The organism is Xenorhabdus sp. IM139775 (genome assembly GCF_028598745.1).
Classification (GTDB): Bacteria; Pseudomonadota; Gammaproteobacteria; order Enterobacterales; family Enterobacteriaceae; genus Xenorhabdus.
In genome coordinates, this window is sequence record NZ_JAQRFK010000002.1 from 82,656 (window position 1) to 95,654 (window position 12,999).

13 protein-coding genes are annotated in these 12,999 nt (G+C 47.2%); 10 read left to right on the forward strand and 3 right to left on the reverse strand.

Annotated features, from left to right (window positions below; all coding sequences use genetic code 11):
• Positions 1 to 28: 28 nt before the first annotated feature.
• From mreD to mreB, 3 genes are all read right to left on the reverse strand, one after another.
• On the reverse strand, positions 29 to 517 hold the full coding sequence (mreD, locus tag PSI17_RS00915; RefSeq protein WP_273550139.1) for a rod shape-determining protein MreD: 489 nt from the start codon (positions 515 to 517) through the stop codon (positions 29 to 31).
• Complete coding sequence (gene mreC / locus PSI17_RS00920; RefSeq protein WP_273550140.1) at positions 514 to 1,551, reverse strand: rod shape-determining protein MreC; 1,038 nt, start codon at positions 1,549 to 1,551, stop codon at positions 514 to 516. The genes mreD and mreC overlap by 4 nt, the downstream gene beginning before the upstream one ends.
• Positions 1,552 to 1,659: 108 nt before the next feature.
• On the reverse strand, positions 1,660 to 2,703 hold the full coding sequence (gene mreB / locus PSI17_RS00925; protein ID WP_010847922.1) for a rod shape-determining protein MreB: 1,044 nt from the start codon (positions 2,701 to 2,703) through the stop codon (positions 1,660 to 1,662).
• A gap of 623 nt (positions 2,704 to 3,326) precedes the next feature.
• Here mreB and acuI point away from each other — a divergent pair.
• From acuI to fis, 10 genes are all read left to right on the forward strand, one after another.
• On the forward strand, positions 3,327 to 4,301 hold the full coding sequence (acuI, locus tag PSI17_RS00930; protein ID WP_273550141.1) for an acrylyl-CoA reductase (NADPH): 975 nt from the start codon (positions 3,327 to 3,329) through the stop codon (positions 4,299 to 4,301).
• Positions 4,302 to 4,456: 155 nt separating this feature from the next.
• Positions 4,457 to 4,909: a type II 3-dehydroquinate dehydratase gene (gene aroQ, locus PSI17_RS00935; protein ID WP_273550142.1), complete on the forward strand. Its 453-nt coding sequence runs from the start codon at positions 4,457 to 4,459 to the stop codon at positions 4,907 to 4,909.
• Between the two features lie 27 nt (positions 4,910 to 4,936).
• Positions 4,937 to 5,392 carry an acetyl-CoA carboxylase biotin carboxyl carrier protein gene (gene accB / locus PSI17_RS00940; RefSeq protein WP_273550143.1) on the forward strand — a complete coding sequence of 152 codons (456 nt, stop codon included), beginning with the start codon at positions 4,937 to 4,939 and terminating at the stop codon, positions 5,390 to 5,392.
• A 13-nt stretch (positions 5,393 to 5,405) separates the two neighbouring features.
• Positions 5,406 to 6,755 carry an acetyl-CoA carboxylase biotin carboxylase subunit gene (accC, locus tag PSI17_RS00945; RefSeq protein WP_273550144.1) on the forward strand — a complete coding sequence of 450 codons (1,350 nt, stop codon included), beginning with the start codon at positions 5,406 to 5,408 and terminating at the stop codon, positions 6,753 to 6,755.
• Between the two features lie 428 nt (positions 6,756 to 7,183).
• Positions 7,184 to 8,419, forward strand: coding sequence for a M64 family metallopeptidase (locus tag PSI17_RS00950; RefSeq protein WP_273550145.1), 1,236 nt, complete (start codon positions 7,184 to 7,186; stop codon positions 8,417 to 8,419).
• Positions 8,420 to 8,638: 219 nt separating this feature from the next.
• A complete protein-coding gene (locus tag PSI17_RS00955) occupies positions 8,639 to 8,881 on the forward strand; it encodes a YhdT family protein (RefSeq protein WP_273550146.1) in 243 nt (80 codons plus the stop codon).
• Positions 8,871 to 10,316, forward strand: a complete 1,446-nt coding sequence (gene panF / locus PSI17_RS00960) for a sodium/pantothenate symporter (RefSeq protein ID WP_273550147.1) — start codon at positions 8,871 to 8,873, stop codon at positions 10,314 to 10,316. The genes PSI17_RS00955 and panF overlap by 11 nt, the downstream gene beginning before the upstream one ends.
• 143 nt (positions 10,317 to 10,459) lie before the next feature.
• Positions 10,460 to 11,341 carry a 50S ribosomal protein L11 methyltransferase gene (prmA, locus tag PSI17_RS00965; protein WP_273550148.1) on the forward strand — a complete coding sequence of 294 codons (882 nt, stop codon included), beginning with the start codon at positions 10,460 to 10,462 and terminating at the stop codon, positions 11,339 to 11,341.
• A 284-nt stretch (positions 11,342 to 11,625) separates the two neighbouring features.
• Entirely contained in the window at positions 11,626 to 12,597 is a 972-nt protein-coding gene (gene dusB / locus PSI17_RS00970) for a tRNA dihydrouridine synthase DusB (protein WP_273550149.1), read from the forward strand.
• 20 nt (positions 12,598 to 12,617) lie between these two features.
• Entirely contained in the window at positions 12,618 to 12,914 is a 297-nt protein-coding gene (gene fis / locus PSI17_RS00975) for a DNA-binding transcriptional regulator Fis (RefSeq protein ID WP_010847912.1), read from the forward strand.
• Positions 12,915 to 12,999 lie beyond the last annotated feature (85 nt).

The window sequence follows — 12,999 nt, forward strand, 5'->3', positions numbered from 1 at the left end:
TATCCGCTATTTTTGTTAGAAGCCTATTTTAACGAATTGAAAATTGACGACGGATTTTCCGCATTAATAAAAATAGCCAAGGCCAGAGAATACCATTAACCACCCCATTCCAGAACACTTCCGGATGAAAGAGGGTCTTTAGTAACAGAGCATGAACCAGAAAAACGCAGAGGTTCATCAATGTTGAAAGCCCAAGCACAAGCAGCGCCTGCTGCCAAAGTGCCATATTGCGGATAAGCTGGAATTTGAAAGCGACCAAGAAACTGATAATGCTAAATGCCAGGGCATGTGCTCCCAAGATACTTCCGTGCAACAGGTCAGTAATCATCCCTAAGACAAAGCCCGTCCCCACACTGACACGATGAGGAAGGGCAAGCAACCAGTAAACTAAACACAGCATCAATAAGGTGGGCCGAAACATAAAGAACTGCTCCGGCCACGGCATAATCTGTAGCACGATTGCAATCAGGAAAGATAGCCAAATGATCCAGAGTCCTTTGCTATGGTATTGGCTCATTGCTGATTTCCTGTCGCTGGTGATGACGGCTTAGACGTCGGTTTTGCCGCGGGTGTTTCTTTTCCCGCTGATATTTCTTTTTCTACGGATTTGGGTGCCAGCAACTGCGGGGCCTCATCCGATGGATTTGGCAACACCTGTGGTAACATCTGCATCAAACGTTCATTGGCTGCCCGGTAGACTTCCGCAGGTGGCAAGGGTTCAGCGGGATTATTATCAGCACCCCACAATAGCAGTAAATAGCGCAAGCGCCGCAATTCGGCCAATGGACGGGCACGAATGACCGCATGGGCCCGCTGGTTATCAATTTTGACAGAAGACACGACAGCCACAGGATAACCTTCCGGAAAACGCCCCCCCAGCCCCGATGTCACCAGTACATCCCCTACGCGGATATCAGTATCACTGGGTAAAGGTTCCAGCAGGAGATCATCCGTGCACCCTGCTCCATTAGCGATAACCCGAATATCATTGCGCAAAACCTGTACAGGAAGGGCATGCGAGGGATCGCAAATCAGCAATATCCGGCTGCTCAACTGACTCACCGCTGTCACTTGCCCCACCACCCCCCGATCGCTGATAACAGGCTGCCCTTCATACACCCCCTCTTTGGCCCCTTTATCAATGACGATTTGATCCCGGTATGGGTCCATCCCCCCAGAAATCACCTGCGATACCATCATGTGTTCATCATTACGCAGGGGCGACCCCAGTAATTCACGTAACCGGGAATTTTCTTGTTTCAGTTGCCCCAACAGCAACAGTTTGCTGTCCTGTAAACGCAATTCGTTACGCAGGGTTCTGTTTTCCAGCTCAAGATGATTACGGCTGGCAAGAGATTCTGAGATACCGTCCAAAAACTGGCGCGGCCCGTTGGCGAGAAAGTAAAAGGGACTCACAGCCGTATCCATGTAGCTACGGACTTTATTGAAAACACCAAGGCGGCTGTCTACCACAACCAAAACAATGGCAATAATGATAGCAAAAAAGAGTCGCAGTTGCAGAGAAGGCCCTCTGCTGAAAATCGGCTTCATAAATGGCGTATTGTCGAGCTGAGTTGTCTCATAAAGGGTAAAACTCCGTAACAGTCAGCAAGGAGGCTCCGATAAAACGTGTCCACCTCCCAGCCCGCAGAGTTACTTTCAGTCTTCGCTGAACAGATCGCCACCATGCATGTCGATCATCTCCAGTGCCTTGCCACCACCACGGGCAACACAAGTCAGTGGATCTTCAGCAACAATAACAGGAATGCCAGTTTCTTCCATCAACAAACGATCAAGATTACGCAACAACGCGCCACCGCCAGTCAGCACCATGCCCCGTTCCGAAATATCAGACGCCAATTCTGGCGGGCACTGTTCCAGCGCGACCATCACCGCACTCACAATACCCGTTAAGGGTTCTTGCAGTGCTTCAAGAATTTCGTTGGAATTCAGCGTAAAACTGCGCGGGACACCTTCGGCAAGGTTACGGCCACGCACTTCAATTTCACGCACTTCATCTGTTGGATAAGCAGAACCAATTTCGTGCTTGATGCGCTCTGCCGTTGCTTCCCCAATCAGGGAGCCATAATTGCGACGAACGTAATTGATGATGGCTTCATCAAAACGGTCACCACCAATGCGTACCGAAGAAGAATAAACCACACCATTAAGGGAAATCACCGCAACTTCCGTGGTTCCGCCACCGATATCAACGACCATTGAACCTGTTGCTTCGGAAACGGGCAAACCCGCACCGATGGCGGCCGCCATTGGCTCTTCAATCAAAAAGACTTCCCTGGCGCCTGCGCTTTGGGCAGATTCACGAATGGCACGACGCTCAACTTGGGTCGCACCAACAGGCACACAGACCAACACGCGCGGACTTGGGCGCATAAAACTGTTGTTGTGAACCTGCTTGATAAAATGCTGTAGCATCTTTTCGGTAACATAAAAATCAGCAATAACCCCATCCTTCATTGGGCGGATAGCGGCGATATTACCCGGAGTACGCCCCAGCATCTGCTTTGCTTCCAGCCCTACTGCTGCAACGCTTTTGGGTGAACCAGCCCTGTCTTGGCGAATCGCAACGACGGAGGGTTGATCCAATACTATTCCTTGGCCTTTGACATAAATAAGGGTATTGGCAGTACCCAAGTCAATGGACAAATCGTTGGAAAACATGCCACGAAATTTCTTTAACATAACGAAAGGATAATCCTGCAAGCTGGGGACGGAGATTGTCCGTCTACTCTACCAACCACATGAAGCAGCGACAAGGCGCATAATTAACTACTTTTACTACTTCAATAAAAGTGGCTACGTTATTCACATCAGAAATACGGTATTCTACGTTACTTTTCTCTAACGGAGCAGAAAAAAACTGCATAAAAATGGGCTAATTTCACCAATAATCTCATCACTGCCCTCCCAAATCAGCCAATACACAAAAAAACCAACATTTATCGTGCATATTGAGATACGGCCACCCCGCTTTTCAAGCCCTATGCTGCCTTGTCACCATTTTAGCAAATTCAACCAAGTTCCAAAGCGGGATAGTGCATTAATTATAAAAGCAATAGATGAATTTGGTGAGATTAGGAATAATAGTTGAAATTCGATAGATTATTATCTTTTCCAATGCCATCCTGAACAAAAATAAGTAACCCCGTTTTACCACTCTCTATCACAATATTGTTGCCCGCCTATTTCAGTACATCAGATTTTATCTATATTGAGGTGAAAGAAATGGTGGTGAAGAAATGATGGTGATGCCAAACACAAACAAGTAATGATGTCAGATAGATACCTATCAAGAGAGAATTATCATGAAAGCCTTATTACTGGAACAACACGAAACATTATCAGCATCTATTCAGGATATTGATGCGTCTCAGTTGCCATCGGGGAATGTGGTCGTTGATATTCATTGGTCAACACTCAACTACAAAGATGCCCTTGCTATTACGGGCAAGGGGAAGATTATCCGCCAATTTCCCATGGTGCCGGGGATCGATTTTTCGGGTGTTGTCCATCATTCCGAAGATCCCCGTTTTCACGTCGGGCAATATGTTTTGCTAACGGGCTGGGGCGTGGGAGAAACGCACTGGGGTGGATTGGCAGAGCAAGCGCGGGTATCGGGTGAATGGCTGACGCCATTGCCGCACGCCTTAACTCCCCGGCAAGCCATGATCATCGGCACAGCGGGTTTTACTGCCATGTTGTGTATTATGGCGTTGGAACAAGGGAGCGTAATGCCTGAAAGCGGGGACATTGCCGTGACAGGCGCCAGCGGCGGTGTTGGCAGCACGGCAATAACGTTGCTGTCACAACTGGGCTATTCCGTTACTGCCATTAGCAGCAAACCCGACAGTCGAGATTACCTGCTTTCACTGGGCGCAAAAGCGGTTTTACCGGCCAGTGACTTCCACCAGCCATCACGCCCATTGGAAAAACAGCGTTGGGCCGGTGTGATCGATACGGTTGGCGGCATAACATTGGCGACGTTGCTGGCACAAGCCCATTATAACGGTACGGTGGTTGCCTGTGGCATGGCAAGTGACAGCCAGCTTCCCACCAGTGTGATGCCGTTTATCCTGCGTAATGTTCGCTTGCAGGGTGTGGAGTCTGTGACGGTTCCGGCCGCAAAACGCCCTGCTATTTGGCAGCGGTTGCAGAAGCTGCTGCCAGAGGCCTTTTATCAGCAAACGGCCAATGAAATCACACTAGGGCAAGTCACCGAATACGCCAATAAGTTGATAAACAATCAAATTACGGGCAGGACAATTGTGAAGGTGCGCTGATAAGACCAGTATTTTGCTGCTAAATGCCACGATATGTTTATAATGTCGGGCTTTATCGCCAAATTTACAATTCTAGATATCAGAAAGAGATGACAAACCGTTAACATCGCGTTATCTTGGTCGATTGTTGACAGATTGCCGGAGATACCCGCACAATGGCAGATAAGTTTCGCATTTTACTCTTGAATGGCCCCAACCTGAACCTGTTGGGAACGCGAGAGCCAGAGACCTACGGCAAGTTAACGCTTAATGACATCGTTAACCAACTGTCAGAACAAGCTTACCAATCGGGGGCTGAATTATCCCATCTGCAATCCAACGCAGAATCTGAACTGATTGAGAGAATTCATTCAGCGCGAGGCAATACAGATTTTATTTTAATTAACCCTGCGGCATACACGCATACCAGCGTGGCACTGCGCGACGCACTTCTGGCGGTCGATATCCCATTTATTGAGATTCACCTTTCCAACGTGCACGCCCGCGAGCCATTCCGCCACCACTCATATCTTTCCGATATTGCAGTCGGCGTAATCTGCGGGTTAGGAGCAGATGGTTATCGTTTCGCATTACAGGCAGCGGTTAACCGCTTGTCAACATCCAACTAATTGACTGAAAAGTACGGAACCACACTCATGGATATTCGTAAGATAAAAAAATTGATCGAGCTGGTTGAAGAATCTGGCATTTCTGAACTGGAAATTTCTGAAGGTGAAGAGTCAGTGCGCATCAGCCGTGCAACGGTAGCCACAGCAATACCGATGACTCAGCAATACATTTCTGCACCTGTCCAGCAACCAGTGCATGCCGCTGCACCCGAAGCGCCAGCCATCGCTGACAAACCGGCTGAAATCAGCGGTCACATCGTTCGCTCGCCAATGGTGGGTACGTTCTACCGTTCACCAAGCCCAGATGCGAAACCTTTCATCGAAGTCGGCCAGCATGTCAATCAGGGCGAAAGCCTGTGTATCGTTGAAGCCATGAAAATGATGAACCAGATCGAAGCTGACAAAACGGGCGTAGTGAAAGCGATTCTGGTTCAAGACGGTCAACCAGTTGAATTCGACGAGCCATTGGTCGTCATCGAATAACGAGGCGCACCCCATGCTTGAAAAAATTGTCATTGCTAACCGCGGTGAAATTGCACTGCGTATCCTGAGAGCCTGTAAAGAACTTGGGATCAAAACCGTCGCGGTGCACTCTTCGGCAGACCGTGACCTGAAGCACGTCCTGCTGGCGGATGAAACCGTCTGCATCGGCCCTGCTGCCTCGGCAAAAAGCTACCTGAATATTCCTGCCATTATTTCTGCGGCAGAAATTACCTGTGCACAGGCAATCCATCCCGGTTATGGCTTCCTGTCTGAAAATGCCGACTTTGCCGAACAAGTTGAGCGTTCCGGCTTTATTTTCATTGGCCCGAGGGCTGAGACTATCCGTTTGATGGGCGATAAAGTTTCCGCTATCAGTGCGATGAAAAAAGCGGGCGTTCCCTGTGTTCCGGGTTCTGATGGCCCATTGGGTGGCGACGCCGAGAAAAACAAAGCCATTGCAAACCGCATCGGCTATCCGGTGATCATCAAAGCATCCGGCGGCGGCGGCGGTCGTGGTATGCGTGTTGTACGCAGCGACAAAGATCTGGAACAATCCATCGCCATGACCCGCGCAGAAGCCAAAGCCGCATTCAACAACGACATGGTCTACATGGAGAAATTCCTTGAGAACCCACGTCACGTTGAAATTCAGGTCTTGGCTGATGGTCAGGGTAATGCGCTCTATCTGGCTGAACGTGACTGTTCCATGCAGCGCCGCCACCAGAAAGTGGTGGAAGAAGCGCCGGCACCGGGCATCTCACCAGAACTGCGCCGCAGCATCGGTGAGCGCTGTGCCAAAGCCTGTGTCGAAATCGGCTATCGCGGGGCGGGTACATTTGAGTTCCTGTACGAAAACGACGAATTCTACTTTATTGAGATGAATACCCGTATTCAGGTTGAGCATCCCGTGACCGAAATGATCACCGGCGTTGACTTGATTAAAGAACAGTTACGTATTGCCTCTGGCCTGCCACTGTCCATCAAACAGGAAGATATCGAAATTAAAGGTCATGCGATCGAATGCCGCATCAATGCCGAAGATCCGAAAACCTTCCTGCCAAGTCCAGGCAAGATCACCCATTTCCACTCGCCCGGTGGATTTGGTGTGCGCTGGGAATCCCATATCTATGCAGGCTATACCGTACCGCCTTACTATGATTCGATGATCGGGAAATTGATCACTTACGGCGAAACCCGTGGAGTGGCCATTGCCCGCATGAAGAATGCACTGGCCGAATTGATCATTGATGGCATCAAGACCAATATCGACCTGCAACTGGCCATCATGAATGACGAGAACTTCCAGCAAGGTGGAACCAATATCCACTATCTGGAGAAGAAACTGGGCTTGCAGGATAAGTAAGGTTCTTTCTAACGTTCAGGTCACATTGCCTTAAATCAATAAAATCCCATCTTTTATCGGTGGGATTTTTTTCATCATGAATAAAAATAAATTTATGAATTATTTCACAACCAATGAGATGAAATTTATTATATTACATCATTAAACCACTGCTTCTCATATAACAAATTGATTTCAGGTATCATAGGTTAAATATATTTGCTTTATTGCAATAAACAATATTAAAAGAACAGGCATATTTATTATTTAGTCAAAATTTGGTCATAATTCCGAATCCTAAGACTATCAAATTCCATTATATCGGTTATACTCAACGGACGTGAAAACCACGAAAAATGGTTTCATAGAATTGGCAATTATCATTTAAGCCTGCTCTTAGTCTCATTTATTTCACGATAAATCACTGCATATATGATAGGAACAAAAAAATGAATGAAAATAAAAGCCTCTGGTTGCATCTGTTACAAGAAAACACATCATCAAAAAAAAACATTAATATACTAAACGCTAAAGCCGGTGACTTTAGAGTGCCTGTTATACCTAATGAAGATTTAATTCCCCAACACAAAGGGTGGCGAATTTTCACGTTAGATAAACAAGGGAATGAAATATCTCACTATTTTGTTGCTGCTGATGACAAACCCCGCTTTAAAACTTTTGACCCGGAATCAGGGCAGATTGAAAGAATAATATATAAAGAATTATCTCATCTTTATCTTCAAATCGTTATTCCTTATCCCGATAATGTAGAGGCAATCAAGATCGTAGAAATCCCAACTTTATCAACACCACTAACCATGCCAACATCACGGGTTTTTAATCGTAAGCAAATAGAAACGCTTGTAAAAAATAGATGCAAAAATAAGACCGAGACTTCTCCACCTATATCTCATAAAGTTATATCTCAAGAAGATAACACGATCAAACGACCATTAATTCTGGTCTTTATGGGAGATGGTTATTCGCAAGATGATCAGAAAAAATGGGAAAAAGATGCTGAAGAAGTCAGGAGAAATTTTTTTTCGGACCCTCTGATGTCTTCATTAAAAAATCGTTTTAAAGTTATTCGTCTTGATATCATTAGCAAAGAATCTGGCATATCAAAAGGATCTGACATCAAAGATACCGCATTTCATATGGTGTTAGGATGCCATAATATTGATCGATTACTCTGTGTTGACCCTCACTTGGTAACGCAAACTGCTAACAATGTGTTAGGTCATGGAGGATATGATCAAATCTTAGTGATCGGGAATACATCAGACTATGGGGGTGCCGGCTATACGGGTGTTGGAACATGTACCATGGACCCTCGCGCTACCGAGATAGCACTTCATGAATTCGGACATTCAGCTTATGGTTTAGCTGATGAATATGACGATGGAGGGGTGATTTGTTCTATTGACGGAGAACCGCGTCAACCTAATGTGACGATTGAAACAAATAGAAATAAAATTAAGTGGCGACACTTAATTAAACCTGAAACACCAATACCAACTTGTGAACATATAAACGGTGTGATTGGATTATTTGAAGGTGCCCAGTATTGTACGAAAGGTAAATACCGTCCCGTGTATATTTCAAAAATGCGTACTCTTGGTTATCCATGGTATGCCGTTAATGAAGAACATATTCGTAAAGTGATGGATGCTTATACTGAATAACTCTGTCCGATAAGCCTGCCGGATTTTGCGATTAACGGGGCTGAGCAGAGGGCAGCGGTTTGTTAAAAATACTCACCATGCGAGGAATGAATTCCCCATCAGGAGGATAAATAGCGATTGAGGCAATACATGCAAATTTTAATAAAATGAATAAATCCACGCATTACCGTACAATTCCCTCTCATATTGTTTCATGTAAATTACTCGGAGAACGGATGGATGGACGGACGATTTGTTCAATCCAACAAAGAAGCACGCTGGGCAATATTCCTGACATTGGCTTACCTCGTTGGTTGGCTACTGTGTGCTTACCTCCCCAGCAATGCCATCGGCATAACTGGGCTGCCCCGCTGGTTTGAGCTGGCTTGCCTGCTGCTACCCACCCTATTTATCATCCTTTGTGGGTTGATGGTGACGTGTATATTCAAGGATATTCCGCTGGAGGACAGTGATGCAAAGTGAAGTCATTCTGCCTCTCGTGGGATATCTGGTATTGGTTTTCATCCTCTCAATCTATGCCTATCGCCGCCGGCAAACCGGTGAATTCCTGAATGAGTATTTTCTCGGCAACCGTTCAATGGGCGGTTTTGTACTGGCAATGACCATTACCGCAACCTATATCAGTGCCAGCTCATTTATTGGTGGTCCGGGTGCCGCTTATAAGTATGGTCTCGGTTGGGTGCTGTTATCACTGATCCAACTGCCGGCGATATGGCTCTCACTGAGCGTACTGGGGAAAAAATTTGCTATCCTCGCCCGCCGTTATAATGCGGTCACACTCAATGACATGCTGTATGCGCGCTACCAGAGCCGCTTTCTGGTCTGGTTTGCCAGTATAAGCCTGTTGGTTGCTTTTGTCGGCGCAATGACCGTGCAATTCATTGGCGGGGCACGTTTGCTGGAAACTGCGGCAGGTATCCCATACGATACGGGATTACTGATTTTCGGCGTTTCAATTGCCCTCTATACCACATTTGGCGGTTTCAGGGCCAGCGTCCTCAATGACACCCTGCAAGGGCTGGTAATGCTGTTGGGAACGGCTTTATTGCTGGCAGGCATTATCTACAAAGCCGGCGGGATATCGGCAGCAGTGACAACCCTGCGCACCATTGACCCCAATCTGGTTTCGCCTTACGGTGCCGATAACATCCTCTCTGGGCCATTTATGGCGTCTTTTTGGGTCTTGGTCTGCTTTGGTGTCGTTGGGCTGCCACACACCGCCGTGCGCTGCATCTCTTATAAAGACAGTAAAGCGGTTCACCGTGGTATTGTGCTTGGCACCATCATCATGGCGTTCCTGATGTTCGGCATGCACCTTGCGGGCGCCCTTGGCCGGGCGATCATTCCTGATCTGACGATCCCCGACCAAGTGATCCCGACCCTGATGATCACCGTACTGCCTCCTGTTGCCGCCGGGATCTTTCTGGCTGCGCCCATGGCGGCGATTATGTCCACCATTAATGCCCAACTGCTGCAATCGTCGGCCACTATCGTCAAAGATCTCTATTTAAACCTGTACCCACAACAGATCCGTCAAGAGAAAAAACTCTCACGCATCTCCAGCTACTCCACCCTATTTTTAGGCGCATTATTACTGCTGGCAGCATGGCGTCCACCTGAGATGATTATCTGGCTGAACCTGCTGGCATTCGGTGGGCTGCAAGCCGTTTTCCTCTGGCCACTGGTTCTGGGGCTATATTGGGAAAAAGCCAATGCCCAAGGGGCAATCAGCTCAATGCTGACAGGCGCGGCAAGTTATACTTTGTTGGCAACATTCAATATCCAACTGCTGGGTTTCCACCCCATCGTGCCATCACTATTGTTGAGTTTACTGGCATTTTGGATAGGGAATATGATGGGGAATAAACGCACACCACAAGCCGCTGCATCTCAATAGCGGCTTCTCAATAGCGGTTTATAACTACAGCTCGCAATACAAAAGCCGCTTATTATCTCCCCCGCGCGGCAGGGGAGATAATAAATGCCTCTTGAAGTGCGGCGAGTAAATACAATAACGTCCTTCACAAAACGAGAATTTTTATGCCTTGGATACAATTAAGATTAAACACCACGGGACAACAAGCGGAAACCTTGGGCGATGAGCTGATGGAAAGCGGCGCAGTCTCAGTCACCTTTCAGGATAGCCATGATACCCCCATTTTTGAGCCTCTGCCGGGCGAAACCCGGTTATGGGGCGATACCGATGTTATCGGCCTGTATGACGCTGAAATGGATATGAAAGCGGTTGTCAGCCAATTAGAGCAGGTTCCCCAACTGGGTAGCGGCTTTATCCACAAAATCGAACAACTGGAAGATAAAGATTGGGAGCGTGAATGGATGGACAACTTCCACCCCATGCGCTTTGGTCAACGTTTGTGGATTTGCCCTAGCTGGCGCGAAGTGCCCGACCCGGATGCCGTCAATGTCATGCTTGATCCCGGTCTGGCATTCGGGACAGGCACTCACCCAACCACTTCCCTTTGCCTGCAATGGTTAGATGGCCTTGATTTAACCGATAAAACCGTGATCGACTTCGGCTGCGGCTCAGGTATATTGGCTATCGCAGCCCTGAAACTGGGGGCGAAACACGCTATCGGTATTGATATCGACCCACAAGCTATTCAAGCCAGCCGGGATAACGCCGAACGTAACGGTGTCTCTGACCAGTTAACCCTCCATCTGTCTAAAGATCAACCTAAAGACCTCGAATGTGATGTCGTGATTGCCAATATTTTGGCTGGCCCACTGCGTGAACTCGCTCCCGTCATCGGATCACTGCCCAAATCGGGTGGATTATTGGGCTTGTCTGGTGTTCTGGCAAGTCAGGCTGAAGGGGTTGCCCAAGCCTATGACAATGAATTTATTGTCGATCCGATAGTTGAACAAGAAGAATGGTGTCGTATCACAGGGATTAAAAAATAATCACCCAACGTCTATTGCAAAGCGAGATTATCCACTAAAATGATCTTCTGGGAGGTCAATTGGGGATAATCCGCTCTCTTTGTGATTAGAAATATAAGTAATAATAAATTTCATCAACAACATGTAACCACATGTTATTTAAGATAAATTAAGCAAATCAGAAAAAATCAACTGGAAAAAAAACGTTATAAATGTCGATTCGCTCAAAGTTTGGCCTTTCATATCTTGTGAAAAATGCGTAATATACGCGCCCTTAGTCACAGTTGACCACTCTTTCTTCGTCTATGCGTATCGGACAATACCAGTTGAAAAACTGTCTTATTGCGGCTCCTATGGCAGGCATAACAGATCGCCCGTTTCGATCTCTTTGCTACCACATGGGTGCAGGAATGGCAGTCTCAGAAATGCTTTCTTCCAATCCCCAGGTTTGGAAGACGGATAAATCCCGGCTGCGTATGGTTCATGGCGACGAACCCGGCGTGCGTTCTGTACAAATTGCCGGTAGTGATCCCGATGAAATGGCGGCGGCGGCGAAAATTAACGTTGCCAATGGCGCTCAGATCATCGATATCAATATGGGGTGCCCAGCTAAGAAGGTGAATCGTAAGCTGGCAGGTTCGGCATTACTGCGCTATCCAGAATTGGTTGAAAAAATCCTTTCTGCGGTAGTCAATGCAGTTGATGTCCCTGTCACTTTGAAGATCCGCACAGGGTGGTCACCGGAAGAACGTAACTGTGTAGACATTGCCCAATTGGCCGAGCGTTGTGGTATTCAGGCTCTTACGATACATGGCAGGACACGAGCTTGCCTGTTTAATGGTGAGGCCGAGTACGACAATATTCGGACAGTTAAGCAGACTGTTGCCATTCCAATTATTGCCAATGGCGACATTACTGACCCGCTAAAAGCCAGAGCAGTGCTTGAATACACTGGGGCTGATGCCCTAATGATAGGCCGCGCTGCTCAGGGAAGACCCTGGATCTTTCGGGAAATCCAGCACTATCTGGAAACAGGAGAATTGCTGCCACCGATGCCCCTTGGCGACGTGCAGCGTTTAATGAGTGAGCATGTACGAGAATTGCATGATTTTTACGGTCAAGGCAAAGGAGTTCGTATTTCTCGCAAGCATGTATCTTGGTATCTCAAGGAACATGCCCCTGATGACCAGTTTCGGCGCACATTCAACGCCATTGAGGATGCCAGCGAACAGCTGGAGGCGTTGGAGGCATACTTCGAAAATTTTTGCGTAAATTAAAGAAAAGAGCTGACAGAACTATGTTCGAACAACGCGTAAATTCTGATGTACTAACCGTTGCTACTGTAAATTCACAAGATCAGGTAACACAAAAACCCCTGCGTGATTCAGTTAAACAAGCACTGAAGAACTATTTTGCCCAACTGAACGGTCAAGACGTTAATGACCTGTATGAGCTGGTACTGGCTGAAGTAGAACAGCCACTGTTGGACATGGTGATGCAATACACCCGTGGCAACCAGACTCGCGCAGCACTGATGATGGGAATCAACCGTGGTACTCTGCGTAAGAAACTGAAAAAATATGGCATGAACTGATCCTAGTCCAGTAACATGTTGTTGAAAAAGCACTTTCTCTTTTTGGGGAAGTGCTTTTTTGTTTAGGATTACCCCACATAAAAAC